16 protein-coding genes are annotated in these 19,887 nt (G+C 60.5%); 12 read left to right on the top strand and 4 right to left on the bottom strand.

The genetic code is table 11. The features are described from left to right. The first annotated feature begins 5 nt into the window (after positions 1 to 5). Positions 6 to 734, top strand: coding sequence for an SIS domain-containing protein (locus AC1DNW_RS07525; RefSeq protein ID WP_113308661.1), 729 nt, complete (start codon positions 6 to 8; stop codon positions 732 to 734). Between the two features lie 142 nt (positions 735 to 876). Here the strand turns inward: AC1DNW_RS07525 and efp are convergent, their stop codons facing one another. Next, a complete protein-coding gene (efp, locus tag AC1DNW_RS07520; RefSeq protein ID WP_113299556.1) occupies positions 877 to 1,446 on the bottom strand; it encodes an elongation factor P in 570 nt (189 codons plus the stop codon). A 150-nt stretch (positions 1,447 to 1,596) separates the two neighbouring features. Between efp and epmA the strand changes: the two genes are divergently transcribed. From epmA to AC1DNW_RS07475, 9 genes are all read left to right on the top strand, one after another. Next, positions 1,597 to 2,661, top strand: a complete 1,065-nt coding sequence (epmA, locus tag AC1DNW_RS07515) for an EF-P lysine aminoacylase EpmA (RefSeq protein ID WP_113308662.1) — start codon at positions 1,597 to 1,599, stop codon at positions 2,659 to 2,661. After that, positions 2,658 to 3,710: a lysine-2,3-aminomutase-like protein gene (locus AC1DNW_RS07510; RefSeq protein ID WP_113308663.1), complete on the top strand. Its 1,053-nt coding sequence runs from the start codon at positions 2,658 to 2,660 to the stop codon at positions 3,708 to 3,710. Before epmA ends, AC1DNW_RS07510 begins: the two co-directional genes overlap by 4 nt. A gap of 264 nt (positions 3,711 to 3,974) precedes the next feature. After that, positions 3,975 to 4,226 carry an acyl carrier protein gene (locus AC1DNW_RS07505; protein WP_113299559.1) on the top strand — a complete coding sequence of 84 codons (252 nt, stop codon included), beginning with the start codon at positions 3,975 to 3,977 and terminating at the stop codon, positions 4,224 to 4,226. Then, on the top strand, positions 4,226 to 5,407 hold the full coding sequence (locus AC1DNW_RS07500) for an acyl-CoA dehydrogenase family protein (protein WP_113308664.1): 1,182 nt from the start codon (positions 4,226 to 4,228) through the stop codon (positions 5,405 to 5,407). Before AC1DNW_RS07505 ends, AC1DNW_RS07500 begins: the two co-directional genes overlap by 1 nt. A 4-nt stretch (positions 5,408 to 5,411) precedes the next feature. Then, a complete protein-coding gene (locus AC1DNW_RS07495) occupies positions 5,412 to 6,320 on the top strand; it encodes an amino acid--[acyl-carrier-protein] ligase (protein WP_113299561.1) in 909 nt (302 codons plus the stop codon). A gap of 8 nt (positions 6,321 to 6,328) precedes the next feature. Beyond that, the gene (locus AC1DNW_RS07490) at positions 6,329 to 7,291 is read left to right on the top strand and encodes a DUF1839 family protein (RefSeq protein WP_113308726.1); all 963 of its coding nucleotides are present in this window, start codon (positions 6,329 to 6,331) and stop codon (positions 7,289 to 7,291) included. 16 nt (positions 7,292 to 7,307) lie between these two features. Then, a complete protein-coding gene (locus tag AC1DNW_RS07485; protein ID WP_113308665.1) occupies positions 7,308 to 9,782 on the top strand; it encodes a glycoside hydrolase family 2 protein in 2,475 nt (824 codons plus the stop codon). Between the two features lie 46 nt (positions 9,783 to 9,828). Then, complete coding sequence (locus AC1DNW_RS07480) at positions 9,829 to 11,007, top strand: glycosyltransferase family 4 protein (protein ID WP_113308725.1); 1,179 nt, start codon at positions 9,829 to 9,831, stop codon at positions 11,005 to 11,007. An 89-nt stretch (positions 11,008 to 11,096) separates the two neighbouring features. Beyond that, a complete protein-coding gene (locus AC1DNW_RS07475; protein ID WP_113308666.1) occupies positions 11,097 to 14,408 on the top strand; it encodes an oligosaccharide flippase family protein in 3,312 nt (1,103 codons plus the stop codon). 115 nt (positions 14,409 to 14,523) lie between these two features. On the opposite strand, the gene AC1DNW_RS07470 is transcribed toward AC1DNW_RS07475, so the two are convergent. The 3 genes from AC1DNW_RS07470 to AC1DNW_RS07460 form a co-directional block, all read right to left on the bottom strand. After that, complete coding sequence (locus AC1DNW_RS07470) at positions 14,524 to 15,690, bottom strand: glycosyltransferase family 4 protein (RefSeq protein ID WP_113308667.1); 1,167 nt, start codon at positions 15,688 to 15,690, stop codon at positions 14,524 to 14,526. 103 nt (positions 15,691 to 15,793) lie between these two features. Beyond that, positions 15,794 to 16,030, bottom strand: a complete 237-nt coding sequence (locus AC1DNW_RS07465) for an Lrp/AsnC ligand binding domain-containing protein (RefSeq protein ID WP_113299657.1) — start codon at positions 16,028 to 16,030, stop codon at positions 15,794 to 15,796. 70 nt (positions 16,031 to 16,100) lie between these two features. After that, on the bottom strand, positions 16,101 to 17,009 hold the full coding sequence (locus tag AC1DNW_RS07460) for a LysR family transcriptional regulator (protein ID WP_113308668.1): 909 nt from the start codon (positions 17,007 to 17,009) through the stop codon (positions 16,101 to 16,103). A 103-nt stretch (positions 17,010 to 17,112) separates the two neighbouring features. Between AC1DNW_RS07460 and hglS the strand changes: the two genes are divergently transcribed. Beyond that, positions 17,113 to 18,519, top strand: coding sequence for a 2-oxoadipate dioxygenase/decarboxylase HglS (gene hglS / locus AC1DNW_RS07455; RefSeq protein ID WP_113308669.1), 1,407 nt, complete (start codon positions 17,113 to 17,115; stop codon positions 18,517 to 18,519). A gap of 69 nt (positions 18,520 to 18,588) precedes the next feature. Continuing rightward, a complete protein-coding gene (locus AC1DNW_RS07450) occupies positions 18,589 to 19,872 on the top strand; it encodes an NAD(P)/FAD-dependent oxidoreductase (protein WP_113308670.1) in 1,284 nt (427 codons plus the stop codon). Positions 19,873 to 19,887: the final 15 nt, after the last annotated feature.

Here is a 19,887-nt window from a genome sequence, read left to right as displayed (position 1 = left end):
GGCGGATGAGCGACATTACGGACGCCTATTTCGCCAATCTCATCGGCCGGCTGGAGGAGCTGAAACAGGCCCTTGCGGAGCCGATGGCGCAGGCCGCTGCCGTGATACTCGAGGCTGCCCGTGGCGACAAGCGCGTCTATGTCTTCGGCACCGGCCATTCGCATATGCTGGCGGAAGAAGTTCACTATCGAGCTGGCGGGCTCGCCTTCACGGTGCCGGTCCTGGTCGGTTCGGCGATGCTGCATGAGGGTGCGGTCATCAGTTCGGTCTATGAACGCACGCAGGGTCTGGTACGGCCGATGCTGGAGCGTTACGGCATGCAGCCGGGCGACGTCATCATCATCGCCTCGAATTCGGGCGTGAATGCCGCGCCGATCGAGGCGGCCGACTATGCGCGAGAGATCGGCGTCAAGGTGATCGCCATCACATCGATTGCCTATTCGACAGCGATCGCCAATGGCCGCCGGCGGTTGGCCGATGTCGCAGATGTGGTGCTCGACAACGGATTGCCGCCGGGCGACGCCGTTCTCGATCTGGATGGCACCGGCCTCCGGGTCGGGCCGGTCTCGACGGCGGTCGGGGTGACGGTCATCAACGCTATCTTCGCGGACGTCGCCTCCGAGCTTTCCAAGTCCGGCGATGCGCCGGTCTATCTTAGCGCCAACATGCCGGGTGCTGCGGAGATCAACCAGAAACTGGTGAAGAAATACCGGCCGCGCAATCCTCATCTCTGAGTACGGAGGCCGGCGTTTTTCCGGCCTTTCTCTATATGGCCACGGGCGCCGTCAGGGCGATCGTGCCCTTGGAAGCAGACGTCAAATGAAAACGGCCCGAAGCGGGTGCTCCAGGCCGTTGGAATGTCTGGAACTGATGCGCTCAGTTCTTGGCGCGCTCGACGTAGGAATTGTCTTCCGTCGCGATGACGACGCGGGTGCCGGCGTCGATATGGGGCGGAACCAAAGTGCGGATGCCGTTCGACAGGATCGCCGGCTTGTAGGAGGAGGAGGCCGTCTGGCCCTTCACGACCGGCTCGGTCTCGACGATCTCGAGGGTGACGTGGCGCGGCAGATCGAGCGCCAGCGGAATGCCTTCGTGGATCGACAGGATGCAGGTCATGCCTTCCTGGAGGTAGGCCTTCTGGTCGCCCATAGTGTCAACGTCGACGACGACCTGGTCATAGGTGGCCGGGTTCATGAAGTGGAAGCCTTCGCCATCTTCATAAAGGTACTGGAAGTTGACGTCTTCGACGAAGGCGCGCTCGACCTGCTCGGTGGTGCGCCAACGCTCGGAAACCTTCACACCGTCGACGATGCGGCGCATGTCGACCTGGGTGACCGGCGTGCCTTTGCCCGGGTGGAAATTCTGAGCCGTGAGAACGACGTAGAGCTTGCCGTCGACATCGAGAACGTTGCCCTTGCGGACCGAAGAGGCGATGACCTTGACCATAAGACTTCCTTGTAAGTCGGCTTTCGGCGTCGTAGAGGACAGTCGGAATGGCCCTGAAGACGCAAAATGTTTTTCTTTCGGGGCGCACTAACCTAAAATCGCAGAAATAGCCACCCCCATACCGGCTGAATCCGGCGAGGAAAGCGCTGAATGAACCTCACGAGCGCCAAAGCGTCTCCCTGGTGGACCCCCGCCGTACACGCCGATCGCCGTCCGTTCCTCATGGGGCGCAACGCGATCCAGGCAGCGTTGCGCGGCTACTTCGCGCGTGAGGATTTCATTGAGGTCGATACCGCCACCTTGCAGGTCTCTCCGGGCAATGAGGCGCATCTGCATGCGTTTGCCACACAGGCCCTGACGACAGATGGACAGGCTGCACCCTTCTACCTGCACACGTCGCCGGAATTTGCCTGCAAGAAGCTCTTGGCCGCTGGTGAAGAACGCATCGTCTGCTTCGCACATGTCTATCGCAACCGCGAGCGTGGGCCGCTCCATCATCCTGAGTTCACCATGCTCGAATGGTATCGTGCGGGCGAAAGCTATGAGAGCCTGATGATGGATTGTGTGCGCATGCTGGCGCTCGCCGCCGAAACGATTGGAACCACAACGCTCACCTATCGTGGCGCCGAGTGCGACCCCTTCGCCGGGCCGGAGCGTATCAGCGTTGCAGAAGCGTTCGGTCGCTATGCCGGCGTCGATCTTCTGGCTTCTGTGTCTGCTGACGGCTCGACCGATCGCGAACATCTCGCTGCCGAAATGGGGCGGGTCGGCATGCGCGTTGCCGATGATGACCATTGGGCCGATCTATTCAGCCGGGTGCTGGTGGAGAAGGTCGAGCCGCATCTCGGCTTCGGCCGCGTCACCATTCTCGATGAATATCCGGTTTCCGAAGCCGCGCTTGCGCGGCCGTCGGCGCGCGATCCCCGCGTGGCGGAGCGGTTCGAACTTTATGCTTGCGGCGTCGAGCTTGCCAACGGCTTTGGCGAATTGACCAATGCCGCCGAGCAGCGGCGTCGTTTCGAGATCGAGATGGCGGAGAAGGTGCGGGTCTATGGCGAGACCTATCCGCTCGACGAGGATTTTCTGGCCGCGCTGGCAATCATGCCGGAAGCAAGCGGTATCGCGCTCGGCTTCGACCGCCTGGCGATGCTGGCGACGGGTGCCTCTCGGATCGATCAGGTGCTCTGGGCGCCGGTCGCGGAGTACGGCCGATGAATATCATGCGTCCGATCAAGAGCGTGGACGATCTTGTCAGGGCGGGGCTGATCGAAGAAGCCGAACGGCTGGCGCTCGACGAGGTTGCCACGCGTTATGCCCTCACGCTGACGCCCGCCATGGCGCGGCTGATCGATCATGCCGATCCGGCTGACCCGATTGCCCGGCAATTCGTGCCCGATGCAGCGGAGCTCGTCACCACGTCGGAGGAACGGGCTGATCCCATAGGCGATCATGCCCACAGCCCGGTCGAGGGCATCGTGCATCGCTATCCCGACCGCGTGCTGCTGAAGGCCGTGCATGTCTGCCCGGTCTATTGCCGCTTCTGTTTCCGGCGGGAGATGGTCGGGCCGCAGGGGCTCGGCACTCTCGATGCAGCGGCGCTCACTGCCGCCTTCGACTATATCCGCGGGCATGGCGAAATCTGGGAAGTGATCCTGACGGGCGGCGATCCGCTGGTGCTTTCACCGCGGCGTCTTGGTGAGATTCTCAGCCAGCTTGCAGAGATCGAGCACGTGAAGATCGTGCGCTTCCATACGCGCGTGCCCGCCGTCGATCCGCAAAAGATCGATGCAGAGCTGATCGCGGCTCTGAAAGCGAGTGGCAAGACTGTCTATGTCGCGCTTCACGCCAACCATCCGCGGGAACTGACGGCGGAAGCACGCGCCGCCTGCGCCCGGCTGGTGGATGCAGGCATCGTCATGGTCAGCCAGTCGGTGCTCCTGAGGGGCGTCAATGATGATCCTGATATCCTGGCGGAACTGATGCGGGCCTTTGTCGAGACGCGTGTGAAACCCTATTATCTGCATCATCCGGATCTTGCGCCCGGCACCAGCCATTTCCGGCTGTCGATAGAGGAGGGGCAGAAGATCGTCGCCTCGCTTCGCGGCCGTATCTCCGGGCTCTGCCAGCCTACCTATATTCTCGATATTCCCGGCGGTTACGGCAAGGCGGTAATCGGCGAGAGCGCCGTGAAGACGACCGGGGAGGGCTGCTACTCGATCTCCGATTATCGCGGTGGCGAGCATTCCTATCCGCCTGCCGGTTAACGCAAAAGTGCGCGTTTGGCGTACCATTTCTGCACTCGGCACAGCCGCCGCCAGTTGCGGCCGCTCTGCTTAGACTATATCAAACTATTGATAGAAATTAAGTATTAGGCATCAGCCCGGCATGATTTGTAAAATGCCAAGTATGGGCGATAGTTATATTTAACTAATAACATTAGCGGAATGTTCTGTTTTCCGCACTAAAAGCACTCCCATGAAAAGGCGATGAATGCCGGCTCAGGATCATGAAAATCTGGAGTTAATGGGATGAACAAGACAATCCGCGACCTCGTAGCCAAATTCGGTAAGCTTCCTGTTTCGATTGATCAGGTTGCCGATGATGCGGATCTCTACACCGCGGGTCTGACGTCCTTCGCCTCGGTGCAGCTCATGCTCGGCATCGAAGAGGCATTCGACATCGAATTTCCGGATAATCTCCTGAACCGCAAGTCCTTTTCCAGCATTTCAGCGATCGCCAAGACGGTCGATCTCATTCAGGATAGCCGAAAGGTCGCCTGATGAACTTCCCGGTCAAGATCACGGAAGACAGCCTCGTCGCAAGGGCTGCTCGCGTCGCCGAAATTGCGGCAAGGCATGCGGATGCCGTCGATTTTGAGGGCCGGTTCCCGCAGGAAGCCGTAAACGCGATGAAGGCCGAGCGTCTGTTCGGCATCCAGATTCCCCGCCATCTCGGCGGCGAGGCCGCTTCCATTACCGATATCGCCGAATTGTGCTCGGTGCTCGGTCAGGCCTGCGCGGCAAGCGCGATGGTCTTCGCCATGCACCAGATCAAGCTTTCAAGCCTTGTCGAACATGGCGTTGACAGCGAATGGCATAGCGCCTTCATGCGCCGCATAGTCGCCGAACAGCTCCTCATCGCCTCCGCCACCACCGAGGGCGGGATCGGCGGCAATCTGCGCAACAGCATCTGCGCGATCGAAATCGACGGTGATACCTGCCGGCTGGAAAAGGACGCAACCGTCATTTCCTACGGTTCGCATGCCGACGCCATTCTCATCACCTCGCGCAGCCATTCGCAGGCCGCCTCTTCCGATCAGGTGCTGACAGCTTTCCTGAAAGACCAGTACACGATCGAAAAGACGCATGTCTGGAATACACTCGGCATGCGCGGCACTTGCTCCGACGGCTTCCTGTTCAAGGGCGAGGCGCCGGCTGTACAGATCCTGCCGAAGCCTTTTGCTGAAATCGCTGCACAGTCGATGCTGGCATCTTCACACCTGCTCTGGAGCGGTGTCTGGTACGGCATCGCGGTTGACGCCGTTTCCCGCGCTCAAGCATTCGTGCGTGCCGCCGCCCGCAAGTCTCCCGATGCCACGCCGCCCGGCGCGCTTCGCCTCGCGGAGGTCTCCAACCTTCTGCAGATGGTGAAGTCGAACGTCGTTGCCGGCCTCAAGGCCTATGAAGACGCCAAGGCTGACGGCGACAAGCTTTCTTCGATGGGTTTTGCCGTTGCAATGAACAACGTGAAGATCGCTTCTTCCGAAACGATCCTGGAAATCGTCAATCATACCATGCTGATCTGCGGCATCATGGGCTACAAGAACGGTACGCCCTTTAGCCTCGGACGCCATCTGCGCGATGCCCATTCCGCGCAACTCATGATCTCGAACGACCGCATCCTCGGCAATACGTCGAGCATGCTTCTTGTCCATAAGCAGGACACTAGCCTACTGGGGTAAAGCCATGGATATGCAGACCTCGTTTCTGGACCGGCTCTTCGAGTCCGGTCTGCTGATCGATACCGGCGTTGACGGTCTTTACGGCCGCAGTGGTCAGTTCGAAGACGTTATCGCCGCCTTTGAACGGCTGATCGATAAGTTTGGCGGCGCCGATGGCGCCGAGGCGATGCGTTTTCCGCCTGGCATGAACCGCGCACTCTTCGAAAAGAGCGGGTACATGAAGAGCTTTCCGCAGCTCGCCGGCACGGTGCACAGCTTCTGCGGCAGCGAGCTCGACCATATGAGCCTGTTGCAGTGCATGGAAGTCGGCGAGGACTGGACGAAGGACCAGAAGGCGACCGATATCGTGCTGACGCCGGCAGCCTGCTATCCGCTCTATCCGACTGTTGCCAAGCGCGGCAACCTGCCTGCCAAGGGCGGCCTCTTCGATCTGCAATCCTATTGTTTCCGCCATGAGCCTTCCAAGGATCCGGCTCGTCAGCAGCTCTTTCGCATGCGCGAATATGTCTGCATGGGCACCGAGCAACATGTGACCGATTTCCGCCAGAGCTGGATGGATCGCGGCCTTGAAATGATGAAGCAGGTCGGGCTCGACGTTACGATCGATGTTGCCAACGACCCCTTTTTCGGCCGTGCCGGCAAAATGATGGTCAATAACCAGCGTGACCAGAACCTGAAGTTCGAACTCTTGATCCCGATCACCTCGGCGGCAAATCCGACGGCTTGCATGAGCTTCAACTACCATCAGGACTCCTTCGGCGTGAAGTGGGGCCTGAACCTCGAAGACGGCAGCGTCGCCCATACCGCCTGCGTCGGCTTCGGCCTGGAGCGCATCGCGCTCGCGCTCTTCCATCACCACGGTCTCGACGTCAAGGAATGGCCGGCAAGTGTGCGGAAAGTCCTGTGGGGCTGAGCGGCACGATGACATCGGTCTTTGCGGGTATCGACCCTGATGCCTACAAGCCGCATGCGCTGCATTCCAACGAGCGCATATGGCCGGAGACCAATTGCTATATCGATCTCTGGATCGAGGTTCTCTCGACCTTCGGCGTTGCGCCGGAAGCCATGCTCGGTTTTACGCTGACGCAGGATTTCGAGGGCGACCAGTTCACCTTCTTCAAGGTGCCGTTGGAGGATCTCGAAGCGCTCTACGGCATCCGCGCCACCGAGCTTGCGATCTACGACCGTATCGAGCGGCATATCGAGGTGCAGACAGCCCGCGGGCGGCTCTGCCTCATCGAAATGGATTCCTTCTACATGCCGGATACGCGCGGCACCGCCTACCGGCAGGAGCATGGCAAGACCACGGTCGCGATCAACCGGCTGGATTTTGCCGGCAAGCGCGTCGACTACTTCCACAATGCCGGTTATTTCCGCATCGAAGGCGAGGATTTCGACGGGCTGTTCCAATCCCATCTGACGGACGAGGATGCGCCGTTCCTGCCCTATACGGAATTCGTCAAGTTCCCGGAACGCCCTGTCGGCGAAGCGCATCTGCGCGAGGTTTCCCGGCGTCTCCTTGCTTTCCATTTTCGTCGCCGCCCGAGCGCCAACCCGATCCGCGCTTTTGCCGAGGTCTTTCCGCTGCAGGTCGAAGCAGTGGCCGATCGGCCCTTCGGCTTCTTCCACAAATATGCCTTCAACACGCTGCGGCAGGTGGGTGCGAATTTCGAACTTGCTGCCGATCATCTGACCTGGCTTTCAGCCGGCGAGTTTGGTGTTGCCGCTGAGGAGGCGCGCCGCATCTCGGAAGGGGCGAAGTCGGTTCAGTTCCAGCTTGCCCGCGCGGTCACCCGCCACAAGTTCGAGCCATTGAAAGCGGCACTTGATCCGGCAGCCGATGCATGGGATTCGATGATGGCATCGCTTGTGGAGCGAGTCTGAAGCCGGAGATCTGACCATGCGGGGGCGGTTAGCAAGCATCGGAGCTGAGGAAAGCTTGCTTTCCGAAGGGTGGAATCTGGTTCTGACCGAGCCTGATGCCTGCGCGACACCCCATGATATTCACCTTTCCGCACAGTTCATTCCAGCGCCCGTTCCGGGCACGGTCGCGGCCGCGCTCGAAAGGGCTGGTCTCTTCGACCGCGAAAATCCGCGGGCTCTGAACACCAAGGACGCCTGGTATCTGACCCGCCTGTTCGATACGGAGCCGGGTGAGGCGATCCTGCGTTTTGAGGGGCTGGCGACGATCTGCCATGTTTTTCTCAACGGCCAGGAAATCCTCTCTTCCGAGAGCATGTTTACTGCGCACGAAATGCCGGTGACGCTGACAGGCGGTGATGAACTGGCGCTTTGCTTCCGGGCGCTTGGCCCTCGCCTTGCGGAACCCGGACCGCGTGCTCGCTGGCGGCCGCAGATGATTACGCCGCAGGGGCTGAAGAATGTCCGCAACACGTTGCTCGGGCATATGCCCGGCTGGTGTCCGGAGATCCATGCCGTGGGGCCATGGCGTCCGATTTCGCTCGTGCGGCGAGGAGTGGCTGCGGTCGACAATGTCTCGGTACGCGCCATGCTCGAGGAAAACCGGGCGGGGCGGCTCAGCGTTTCCCTTTATACCGATGGCGAAGAGCCTGTGATGCTGCTGCGCTGCGCTGGCGTCGAACAGGGTTTTGAGAAGATCGGCGACCGGCATTATTCGGCGATCCTCAAACTGCCCGAAGTCGAGGCATGGTGGCCGCACACGCATGGTGTGCCACATCTCTATGACGTGACGCTGATCCTCGACGGCGAAGAACACTCGCTGGGCAAAACGGGTTTCCGGCGGATCGAGGCCAACCATGGCGCTGACGGCAGCGATTTCGCGCTTCTCGTCAATGGCGAGCGGGTCTTCTGCCGGGGCGCGGTGTGGACGACAGCCGATATTGCACGGCTACCGGGCGAGCGGGCCGATTACGAACCCTTCCTGCGGCTTGCGGCCGAGGCCGGCATGAACATGATCCGCATCGGCGGAACCATGGCCTACGAGACACCTGATTTCTTCGCGCTCTGCGACGAGCTCGGCCTGTTGGTCTGGCAGGACTTCATGTTCGCCAATTTCGACTATCCGAAGAATGACAAGGCGTTTATCGGCCATGTGCATGCCGAGGTGGAGGAATTCCTGCACGGAGTGCAGCTCTCGCCCTCGCTTGCCGTGCTCTGCGGCGGCAGTGAAATCCACCAGCAGGCCGCGATGTTCGGCCTCCCCTCGGATTTCTGGAGCGGGCCGATCACCGACGAGATCATCCCGGCAATCTGCCAGCGCGTGCGCCCGGATGTCCCCTATGTGCCGAATTCGCCCTATGGCGGAGCGATGCCCTTCTCGCCGAACGCCGGCGTTACGCACTATTACGGCGTCGGAGCCTATATGCGGCCGCTCGATGATGCGCGACGTGCCGAGGTCCGTTTCGCGGCCGAGAGCCTGGCATTTGCCCATGTGCCGCAGCAGAGGATGCTACAGCGGCATCTCGATGTGCCATCGGTTCACAGTCCGCTCTGGAAAGAGCGGGTCCCGCGCGACCGCGGTGCCTCCTGGGATTTCGAGGATGTGCGCGATTTCTATCTCGGGCTTCTTTACGATCTCGACCCGGCCAGGCTCCGCCGCGAAGACCCTGAACGCTATCTCGATCTTTCGCGTGCTGTGACGGGTGAGGTGCTGGAGGAAACCTTTGCCGAATGGCGGCGCAAGGGATCGTCCTGCAATGGCGCGCTCGTCTGGACCCTGCAGGATCTGTTGCCAGGGGCTGGCTGGGGTGTGATCGATTCCACCGGCGAGCCGAAGCCCGTCTGGTACGCAATGCGCCGCGCCTTCCGTCCTGTCCAGGTCGTCTTCACTGATGAAGGGACGAACGGGCTTTACGCTCACGTTATCAATGAAACGGACAAGGTGGTCGCTCTCGAACTCGATGTCGCCTGCCTGCGCGATGGGCGCCAGCAGGTGGCAAGCGGCAGCAAGGCCTTCAACCTTGACCCCAGAAGCGTGGAGCGCATCGCCTGCACCGACCTTTTCGGCGGCTTCTTCGATGCGGCCTATGCCTTCCGTTTTGGCGCGCCGTCACATGATGTGAGCGTCGGCTGGCTGCGGTCGACGATGGACGGCGGGCTCCTGGCGCAAGCTTTCCATTTTCCTCGCGGGCGGCCGAAAGCCTTCCACGACGCGACGATCGAAGCGTCCTTCATGCGCGAGGGCGACGACTGGTTCATCACGCTTGCGACCGACAGGCTGGCGCAGTCGGTGCACATCGATGTCGAAGGCTATCGAGCGGAAGAGGACTGGTTCCATCTGGCGCCGGGTCCGGCCAAGCGGGTGAAGCTCATTGCCGCTGCGGGCACCGATGGAGAAGCGCTGCCGACCGGTGAAATCAGGAGCGTCGGCGCCTCGCGCCGTTTCGCGCTTTAAGGACCAGGGAGCGGTCATGACGATCAGAGTGCAGGCGGAAGAGGCTTTGCGGGGCGTCTATCGGAGCGTGCGCGGGCATCTGCTGCAGCGCCTCATCGTCAAATCGCGCCTTGCCTTCAATCCGCGCCGACCTGTCGAGATCGTCGGCTATCTGTCGATGGCTGCAGGCGTCGGGGAATCCGCAAGGCTTTGCGCTGCCGCACTCTCGAAGGCGGGTAGAGAGATCATGCTTGCTGACGTCAGCACCCATCCGGACGAAGACAAGCTGGTGGAATGGGCACCGGCGAATCTCTCCGACGGTCAGCCGGGAAGCCGCATATGGCATCTCAATCCGCCCATGCTGCCGCGCGCGATCCTGAAGAAGGGGCTCGGTAATTTCACCCGCACCTTCAACATCGGCTACTGGGCCTGGGAGCTCGAAGTGGTACCAGCGGAATGGCGCAATGCCGTGCACTATATGAACGCCGTCTTCGTTCCCTCGGAATTCACGAGACGGGCGATCGCGCCGCATACGACCGCACCTGTCATCGTCGTGCCGCATCCAGTAACCGAGCGCCCGGCGGCTGAAGGCATCCGGCGGAAGTTCGGGATCGCCGATGACGCCTTCTTCGTGTCGTTCATCTTCAGTGCCGGTTCCTCGATCAACCGCAAGAACCCGCAGGGCACGATCGAGGCCTTCAGGCTGTTCAGCGCTGAATGCCCCAATGCCTTTCTCCTGATGAAGGCGAGTGGCAATCCGGCAAGGGACGAGACGCTTCGAGCAGTCATGCAGTCCGTCGAAGGCGATCCTAATATCAGGATCGTTACCGACAATCTGACGAGTTCGGAGATCAACGGCATTATCCGCGATTCCAACGCCTATCTTTCCCTGCATCGTTCCGAGGGTTTCGGCCTGACGGTCGCCGAGGCGATTATGCATCGCACGCCTGTCGTCTCGACCGGCTGGTCGGGCACTGCAGACTTTTGTGACCCCGATAATACCTGGCTGGTCGAGCCGTCGCTCATTCCCGTCGTCGATAGCCATCCGGAATTTGCAGATCTCAAGGATGCAGTCTGGGCCGATCCTTCGCCGGCGGCAGCGGCAGCGCATCTGAAGAGCATCCATTCGGATACAGATGGTGCGAGGCGGAAGGCGGAGGGGGCCAGGGACTATCTGATGCGCCATCTTGCCGAGCACAGCTATGACAAGGCGCTTTCAAGGCTTTCGGCGATGCAGGTGAGCTAAGCTGAGGGCGTCACTCCCCTTTATTTTAACATTTCCAATTTAGAGATGGCTTGTTTTTGGCCGCGATGCGGCGTGCAACGGATGGATCGATGTCGAAGGGCATTATTGCAAACTCGATGATGAATGCGGCGGCGGGCATGCTGCTTCTGGTGACGGGGTTTGCTTCCTCGATCATAACCGCACGCCTGCTCGGACCTGAGGCCAATGGCATTGTTGCCTTCTCGCTCTGGCTCGTCGTCACCGGCGCCTCGATTGCCGAACTCGGCTCCAGCATCACGCTTCTGAAGACGCTGCCGCAACTCTCGGCGCAGGGCTACAGCCTTGAGCAGCGCAGGGGATTTGCCTCGATCCTCGTCACATTCATGGTTTGCTCCACGCTCGTGTTGCTGGGGCTCTATGCCATGTTCTTCCTGACCTCGGAGGAGATGCACTGGGCCGATACCGCGCCGTCGGTGGCGCTGGTCACCGGTATCCTTTTCTTCGTTCAGGCAATCGGCTCCTTCGTCAAATTCTACCTTATCGGCGAGAAGCGGCTCGGCACCTTCTTTCGGCTGACGCTGATCGTCTCGGTCTTCCAGCTAGTGGGCGTGGCGATCGGCGCGGTTTTTTATGGGGTGCTGGGCGTGCTGGTCGGCTATGCGCTCGGCCAGTTCGTGCTTTTCGTCGCGACCTTGCCGATCCTCTCTACCCGCCGTGACCGCTGCGGCGTCTCGCTCAAATATCTGGCGTCATCGTCGGTCATCCTGTCGATGCAATTCATCATCGATTCGATCTTCCTCAACCGTATCGAGCTGCTTTTCCTGCAGCAGTTCTGGTCGGTGGAAATGGTTGGTTTCTATGCTGCCGGCCTGTCCATCGCCAATATCGCGCTGCAGCTTCCCATCCAGATGAGCGGCAGCCTGCTGCCCTATTATTCGGAACGGCGCCATGCCAGCGCCGATGCGAAATTCCCGGTCGAGGCCTTCGCTGCAGTCATCCGCAGCATGGCCTATATCGTGCTGCCGATGAGCCTCGGGCTTGCCGCGATCTCCAGTGAACTGGTGCATGTGGTATTCGGCGAAGCCTTCGATCGAAGCGGCGGGGTTGTTGCCCTGCTTGCGCTTGTGGCGCCGGCGTACACTTTGATGCAGGTTCTCAGCCTGTACCTGCTTTCGATCGACAAGGCCAATGTACGGTTGAAAATCAGTGTGATAGGTGGCCTCCTGATGGTAGTGGGTTGTTTACTCATCGTACCTAGGCTGGCCGCTGAGGGTGCCGCGCTTGTGCGCATAGCCGTATTTGTTGCGATGTCGGTAATGATGGTCAGACAAACGGGATTCGGAGCTCAGCTTTCGGGGCTTTATCTCAGCCTTACGAAAATCACGCTTGCGGCGGTATTGTGCGCTTGCGGCGCAATTACCGCGCTCGAGATCTTCCAGGGGCCTGTTGGCCTTGTCGTCGCGATCATTGCCGGCACATTTGCCTATTTTGCTGCGCTTAAGGTCTTCCGTGCCGTTCCGGCCGAGGATATCCAGGTGCTGCGCTCGATCCTCGACAAGATCCCGGCGCTGTTGAAGGGACCGGCAAGGCGCGCGGTTGATTTCATCACCGCGCCGACCCCCGAAGGGGAACAGAAGAAGCCGGTCAACGAAGAATTCTCGCGCGAACCGGCAGAAGGCGCCGGCCGTGCTGCTGCTCTTCCCGTTGTCTTCGATGGCACGATCGGTCTCTTCATGCCTGAAAAGGCTGACGTTACAAAACGTTCGGCTGCCGTTCTCTTCGTCAGTCCCTGGGGTTTCGAGGAAATGTGCACGCGGAAATTCTACCGTGTGGCGGCAGAGCATTTTGCCGATATCGGCGTCCCGAGCCTGCGTTTCGACTATACGGGTACGGGTGACGCTCTGGATTTTGGTGATCACACACCGAGCCTGGAAATCTGGAAGAATTCTATCCGCGCGGCGGCTGGAAAGCTGAAGGCGCTCAGTGGTTGCTCGCAGATCATTCTTGTCGGCCAGGGTCTCGGTGGCACGCTTGCTCATCTGACCGGCCATACAATCGAGGGCGTCGACAGCGTCGTGCTGCTTGCGCCTATTCTGAGCGGCAGGGGGCATCTGCGCGAAATCAACATGTGGTCGCGCATCATCCATGCCGACCTTGGTCTCAGCAAGGAGCATGCGCCGAGCGCACAGGTCCAGATCGCCGGTCTGTCTTTGCCCGACGCAATTGCTGCGGAAATCGGCAAACTCAATATCAGCTCACCGCAGGACCTGGCAGCGCCGAATTACCTCATCCTCGAACGCCCGGTTCGCGTCGACGATACGGGGTTTGCTGACGCACTGAAGGCGCTCGGCGGCAATGTCGAGCAGCGCGTTTTCGAAGGTTATGACGAGCTGGTCACGAACCCGCTCTTTGCGAAGACGCCGATGGCAGTCATCGACCTGCTCGCCGAATGGCTTGTCGAGACGACCTCGCCAGAAGCATCCGCCACTCATTCTCCGCAGATGGTCGAAAACCAACCGCTCGCGGGTGATGGTTTTGAGGAAATTCCGGTTCGTTTCGGCGCATTCCAGCATCTCATCGGCGTCATCAGTCGCCCGCAGGGCGAGATCAAAGGCAATGCCGTGCTCTTCATGTCGACGGCCTATGATCGGCACGCCGGTTGGGGTCGTACGACTGTCGATATGGCGCGTGAACTGGCTCGCCAGGGCGTCGTTTCACTGCGCTTCGATTCCGCCAATGTCGGCGACAGCGTTCCCCGCCCGGATGCGCCGGAACAGGTTCTCTATTCGGCGACGCAGACGGAAGATGCGCTCGCCTCGCTGGATCTCTTGGAAAGCTTCGTCGCGGGCCCGATCATGGTCGCGGGTCGCTGCAGTGGCGGCTATGTGGCCCTGCGTGCGGGCATCGAGGACGAACGCCTGAAAGCGATCGTTTCCATCAATCCCTTCGTCTACTACTGGGATCCCGAGATGCCGGTGCGGCGCGAGCATGTCGTCTCCGTTCCGCGCAGCGTCGACGACTACGGTCAGCGGATGATGCGGCTCGACACGGTCAGGCGACTGTTCCGCGGCGAGGTCGATGTCTTTGCGGCGTTGCAGAATATCTTCATCGCGATCGGCCGCCGGCTTTCGCCGCGCATCGCGCCGCTTGTCGAACTCATTCCGGGCCGCCGTCATATCGCACGGCAAGTGCGCCAGTCCTTTGCCGCGCTCGGCAAGCGCAAGGTGCCGCTGACCCTGATCTACAGTGAAGGCGATGTCGGTCTCGACCACATGTATTTCCACTTCGGTCCGCGCGGGCACAAATTTACCCGGCACCCCAATGTGCGAGTGGTGATGCTGCAGGATGCCGATCACAACCTAACGCCGCCGGAATCGCGCAAGCTGGTGCTGGACGAGATCGTCCGGCTGGCGAAGGCCTGAGAATCTCCTGATTTTCTGGAGCATTTTCGTTTTCGTTGAAACACGAAATGCTCCGTCGCCTCGTGTTCCCACAATTCCGGATGCAAAACTGCTGTTCGCTTTTGCTTGAATTTCTCTAGGCGATAATGCCGATCGACCGGTAGAGGTCGATGTAGCGCCCTGCCACAGCATCCCACGAATAGGCCTGGGTGGCTTCGATGAGGCTTTCCCGCAGGACCGCACCCTCGGCAGCGACTTTCCGGTAAGCTTCTTCGATCACATCCGCGGCCGCGTCCGGTTTCGTGAAGTCGGCGAGGGCAATTGCCTCATGCCTTCCAGCCAGCGCGCGATAGGCCTCATTGGCGTTGAGAACCGGCAGTAGGCCGGCGCTCATCGCTTCCAGGGCGACAAGCCCGAAACCTTCGTATTCCGAAGCGGAAGCGAAGAGGGATGCTTTGGCAATGATGTCGCGGATCGCCTGGTTGTCAGGCGAGATGCTGAGGGTGACAGACTTCTCCAGCGATCTCTCGGCGATTTCACGCTTGAGATCGGCGGCATTGAGATCGGATTCGGCGCCGACAATATCGAGATGCCAATCGGGATTGCGTCTGACGAGGGCGGCCCCAGCATTCAGCAGGTTATCGAGCCGCTTGTTCACGGAGAAACGCCCGATCGTGACGATGCGACGTTCGGGTGCGCGCGAGCCGATATCGGCAAATTTGCCGATATCGGCGCCGTTTTCGATGGTGATGCCGTCAGGAACGATCCGAATGAACTGGCTGAGGTCGGACGCGCTGCAGCACACGACCTGCCGGTAGGCCATCGCCGAGAGCCGTGTCAGCGTGCTGAACCAAACCTTCTTGATGACAAGAAATTTCTTGGTGTGAAAGAAGCCGCCATGGGTCGTCACGACCATGGGTTTGCGATGCAGGAGCCTGCCCCAGGCGAGTGCATCGAAGAAGAAGTCGATCGCATGGACATGAATGAGGTCGGCATCGCCGATATGGCGGAACACCTGCGGTGCTACCGGATAGCGGCTACTGCCGGACCAGGGGATGCGCACCACCTCGATGCCGTCGATGATTTCACGTAGCGGAAGCTTCTTTTCGGGTGCGGTGAAAAGGGAATCAAGCGTGACGACGCGAACGCGATATCCGCGCTTCAGCGTCTGGCGAGCCAGATTGGCAACCACATCTTCCATCCCGCCACGGTTTGGCAGGAACTGGCGCACCACATGCACGATGAGGGGCGCCGCCTGCGGCTGCGCCCTGTTCTCAAAGGTCTCGATCATGGAGACGGACATTTCCCACCTATTCTTCGTGGGAAGGATCAGCCATGCCGGCCGTTAATGTGCGGTATATGCGGGCGCACTACAGCCGGCTTTGTTAACAGAAGGGTTAATCGCGTCAGAACGCCTTGAAGGTCAATGTCGTCAGAGAACGGATGATGCCGGGGATATTGGCGATGTTGTCGTTGATGAACTTGCCGATATCCTGGCCTTCCTCGATGTAGACCTTGAGCAGCAGGTCGTAATTGCCTGATGTCGAATAGAGCTCCGAGACCAGTTCGGTCTTGTAGATGGCGTCAGCGACCTCATAGGTCTTGCCTGGGGCGCACTGGAGCTGGACGAAGATCGGCTTCATGGGAATTTCCTGCGTCGAATTCTGATGGCGCGCATAATGGTCGAAACCGCTGCTGCGATGCAAGCCTTCCTTACGTGTCCGGATCCGAACCGGCCTCGGAGACGATCCAGTCGCGGAAGGCGGCAAGCGGCGCGTAATCGGCACGCTCCGGTGGGAAGGCGAGATAGTAGCGCTCGCGGCTTTCCATCTCCCTGTCAACGGCGGCAATGAGATCGCCGCGTTTCAATTCCTCCTGCATGAGGAAGGTTGGCAGCAGGGCGACACCGAGGCCGGCGATTGCTGCCTGCGCTGCCGTGGCGAACTGGTCGAACAACATGCCGTGCACGCTTTCGAAGTCGACGCCGCTATCGGCAAACCAGCGTTCCCAGGCGTCGGGCCGGGTCGTCAGATGCAAGAGAGGCACCGTCAGGAGGTCTTCCGGTCGGGTGATCGCATTGCGTTTGAGGAAGTCTGGACTGCAGGCGGGCAGCGTGTGCTCCGACATCAGGAAGGCGAGTTCCGCGCCGGGCCAATGCGGATGACCGAAATGGATGGCGGCATCGATGGAATCAAGGCGGAAATCGAAGGGGGAAAGCCGGGTAGCGAGATTGATCGTGACGCCCGGATTGGCGGCAAGGAAGTGGCCGAGGCGCGGTGCCAGCCAGCGTGTACCGAAGGTCGGCAGGATGGCGAGGTTCAGCGTGCCACCATGCGGGTTGGCGCGCAGGTTCAGCGAGGCGCTGGAGATGCGCCGCAGCGCTTCGCGAATTTCTCGAGCATAGGCATCACCGGCGATTGTAAGGCGCACGGTTTGCCGCTCGCGCAGGAAAAGCTCGACACCGAGGTGTTCCTCCAGTGCCTTGACCTGGCGGCTGACGGCGCTCTGCGTCAGGTCGAGTTCGCGGGCCGCCGCCGTCACGCTGCCAGTGCGGGCTACTGCCTCGAAGGCGGCGAGATGGGAGATCGAGGGCAAAAACCGTCTTGGTGCGAGCATGATCATTCCGTTTCAGAATGGGCTATTTCCGAAACGTCGATATTCATGGCTCAAGCTGGATTGTAAAGAATTTCATCCTGCAAAATCGGAATGAACGCGGAGTTCCTTCATGCCCGTCCCTTTCGTCTCCACGGACCACATCCGTTCGCTTTTCACCGAAGCCATGTCGCAGATGTACCGGACGGAGGTGCCTCAATACGGGACGCTGATCGAGCTTGTGGAGGAGGTCAACGCCGAAGTCCTCGCGAGAGACCAGGAACTCAGCGAGCGGCTTCGGCGTGCGGGAGAGCTGGAACGTATCGATGTCGAGCGTCATGGCGCGATCCGTCTCGGAACGGCCGAAGAGCTATTCACGATCCGCCGGCTCTTTGCCGTCATGGGCATGCAGTCGGTCGGTTACTACGATCTTTCGGTCGCCGGCGTTCCCGTACATTCCACCTGCTTTCGGCCGGTCGATGAGGCGGCGTTGAACGTCAACCCGTTTCGCGTTTTCACCTCACTTCTACGCTTGGAGCTGATCGAAGATGAAGATTTGCGTGCGGAAGTTGCTGCAATCCTCGCCAAACGGCGCATCTACACACCTCGTGCCATCGCTCTCATCGAACAGCACGAGAAGGCCGGCGGTCTGACGGAGCCGGAAGCTTCGGAATTTGTTGCCGAAGCGCTGGAAACCTTTCGCTGGCATGGCGAGGCGACGGTCAGTGCGGGGACCTACAAGCGGCTGCATGATACGCATCGCCTCATTGCTGACGTCGTCAGTTTCAAGGGTCCGCATATCAATCACCTGACACCGCGCACGCTCGATATTGACGAAGTGCAGCGGCGCATGCCCGCGCGCGGCATCACACCTAAGGCTGTCATCGAAGGCCCTCCGCGGCGAGATTGCGATATCCTGCTGCGGCAGACGAGCTTCAAGGCGCTTGAGGAGCCGATCGCCTTCACGGGTGCTGCTGGGGCAATATCGGGCACGCACACGGCCCGCTTCGGCGAGATCGAACAGCGCGGCGTGGCGCTGACGGCCAAGGGCCGGGCGCTCTATGATAAGCTGCTTGCCTCTGTGCGCGGCGAAGTGCAGGTCGGCGCAGCCGGCGCCAAGGCTGGCGATTATGATTCTGAGCTTGCCGAACGGTTCAAGGCGTTGCCGGATAATTGGGATGAGCTGCGGCGCGAAGGGCTGGCCTTTTTCCACTATTCCGCAACTCCTGCCGGCATTGCGGCCAGAGGGCATTTGCCGTCTGATCCGGAAGCATTGATCGCCAAAGGGTATCTGCACTTCGATCCGGTTATCTACGAGGATTTCCTGCCCGTCAGCGCGGCTGGTATCTTCCAATCGAATCTCGGTACGGACCAACAGCAGAATTATGCGACGCGATCGAACCGTGTTGCCTTCGAGGAAGCGCTTGGCGTTGACGTGCAGGACGAGCTCGCACTTTACGCCGAGCGGCAGGCTGCATCGCTCGATCTTGCCATGGTAAAGTTAGGCCTTTGCGACCTGACGCTGAAGACAGTGGCCTGATATTTGGCCGCTTCCGCAAGCGCGGAGGCGGCGCTAGAGTGCCGATTTCGATCCTGACTGGACTGTCCGATGCTCAATGATCCGCGCTCCCACGGCCTGTGGGAAAAGACTGCTCCCCAGCCGCCTGTTACGTCTGCGCTGGAAGGCGCTGCCGAGGCCGATGTCGTCATCGTCGGCGGCGGCTATACGGGCCTGTCCTCCGGCCTGCATTTAGCCGAGGCCGGGTCGCGAGTCGTGCTCCTGGAGGCGAAGGACATCGGTTTTGGTGGAGCAGGCCGCAATGTCGGCCTTATCAATGCAGGCATGTGGGTCATGCCTGATGATCTGCCCGGTGTGCTTGGATCTGTCTATGGTGAGCGGCTACTCGATCTGCTCGGCAATGCGCCGCAGCTGGTGATGGCGCTGATCGAAAAGCATGGCATCGCCTGCGAGCTTGAGAAGCAGGGCACCCTGCATTGTGCCGTCGGCCCTGACGGATTGAAGGAAGTCGAGGAACGCTACAAACAGTGGTCGGCGCGCGGCGCGGCCGTCACGCTGCTCGATGCGGATGAGACGGCAAAACGCATCGGCACAAACGCCTATAGCGGATCGCTGCTCGATATGCGGGCCGGCACGCTGCAGCCGCTCGCCTATGCGCGCGGGCTTGCCCATGCCGCGCAACAGGCGGGCGTCGTGCTGCACACGGCGAGCCCGGTGATTGCGACGGAGAAGCAAGGCAGCCGCTGGGTGGTGAAGACGGCGCGGGGGCAAATCACCGCTGACTGGATCATCGTGGCGACCGATGCCTACAGCACCGGCCCCTGGGAGCAGGTTCGCAACGAGCAGGTGTTTCTACCCTATTTCAATTTCGCCACCGTGCCGCTCGGCCATAATCTGCGTCAATCGATCCTGCCCAATCGCGAGGGTGTGTGGGACACGAAGGAGATCCTCTCCTCCTTCCGCATGGATCAGGCTGGTCGTCTGGTCTTCGGCAGTGTCGGAGCGCTGCGCAATACCGGCCTTTCCATCCACAAGGGCTGGGCGAAGCGCTCGCTGAAGCGGCTTTTCCCTGAGATCGGCGATGTCGAATTCGAGTGCGAATGGTACGGCCAGATCGGCATGACCGACAATGCGCTGCCGCGCTTCCACAAATTCGCTCCCAATGTCATCGGCTTTTCAGGCTATAATGGCCGCGGCATCGCGCCCGGCACGGTGTTCGGCCGCACATTGGCAGAGCATATCCTCGGCCGGGTCGGCGAGGCGGACCTGCCTCTGCCTCTGACCGATCCCCGCGAGACGAGCTTCCGCACGCTCAAGGAATTATGGTACGAAGCCGGCGCTCAGGTCGCCCATTTCGCCGATGCCCGTTTCTGAGAACAACAAGACTGG

The sequence above is a fragment of the Rhizobium sp. 05L429 genome, assembly GCF_056397645.1.
This window is presented reverse-complemented; position numbering and strand designations above follow the sequence as displayed.

What these genes read in the sequence shown, in the direction of transcription:
- efp (WP_113299556.1), bottom strand. Translation starts at nt 1,446, where the DNA reads ATGGTCAAGGTCATCGCCTCTTCGGTCCGCAAGGGCAACGTTCTCGAT.
- AC1DNW_RS07470 (WP_113308667.1), bottom strand. Translation starts at nt 15,690, where the DNA reads ATGTCCGTCTCCATGATCGAGACCTTTGAGAACAGGGCGCAGCCGCAG.
- AC1DNW_RS07465 (WP_113299657.1), bottom strand. Translation starts at nt 16,030, where the DNA reads ATGAAGCCGATCTTCGTCCAGCTCCAGTGCGCCCCAGGCAAGACCTAT.
- AC1DNW_RS07525 (WP_113308661.1), top strand. Translation starts at nt 6, where the DNA reads ATGAGCGACATTACGGACGCCTATTTCGCCAATCTCATCGGCCGGCTG.
- AC1DNW_RS07460 (WP_113308668.1), bottom strand. Translation starts at nt 17,009, where the DNA reads ATGATCATGCTCGCACCAAGACGGTTTTTGCCCTCGATCTCCCATCTC.
- epmA (WP_113308662.1), top strand. Translation starts at nt 1,597, where the DNA reads ATGAACCTCACGAGCGCCAAAGCGTCTCCCTGGTGGACCCCCGCCGTA.
- AC1DNW_RS07490 (WP_113308726.1), top strand. Translation starts at nt 6,329, where the DNA reads ATGACATCGGTCTTTGCGGGTATCGACCCTGATGCCTACAAGCCGCAT.
- AC1DNW_RS07495 (WP_113299561.1), top strand. Translation starts at nt 5,412, where the DNA reads ATGGATATGCAGACCTCGTTTCTGGACCGGCTCTTCGAGTCCGGTCTG.
- AC1DNW_RS07475 (WP_113308666.1), top strand. Translation starts at nt 11,097, where the DNA reads ATGTCGAAGGGCATTATTGCAAACTCGATGATGAATGCGGCGGCGGGC.
- AC1DNW_RS07485 (WP_113308665.1), top strand. Translation starts at nt 7,308, where the DNA reads ATGCGGGGGCGGTTAGCAAGCATCGGAGCTGAGGAAAGCTTGCTTTCC.
- AC1DNW_RS07510 (WP_113308663.1), top strand. Translation starts at nt 2,658, where the DNA reads ATGAATATCATGCGTCCGATCAAGAGCGTGGACGATCTTGTCAGGGCG.
- AC1DNW_RS07500 (WP_113308664.1), top strand. Translation starts at nt 4,226, where the DNA reads ATGAACTTCCCGGTCAAGATCACGGAAGACAGCCTCGTCGCAAGGGCT.
- hglS (WP_113308669.1), top strand. Translation starts at nt 17,113, where the DNA reads ATGCCCGTCCCTTTCGTCTCCACGGACCACATCCGTTCGCTTTTCACC.
- AC1DNW_RS07450 (WP_113308670.1), top strand. Translation starts at nt 18,589, where the DNA reads ATGCTCAATGATCCGCGCTCCCACGGCCTGTGGGAAAAGACTGCTCCC.
- AC1DNW_RS07505 (WP_113299559.1), top strand. Translation starts at nt 3,975, where the DNA reads ATGAACAAGACAATCCGCGACCTCGTAGCCAAATTCGGTAAGCTTCCT.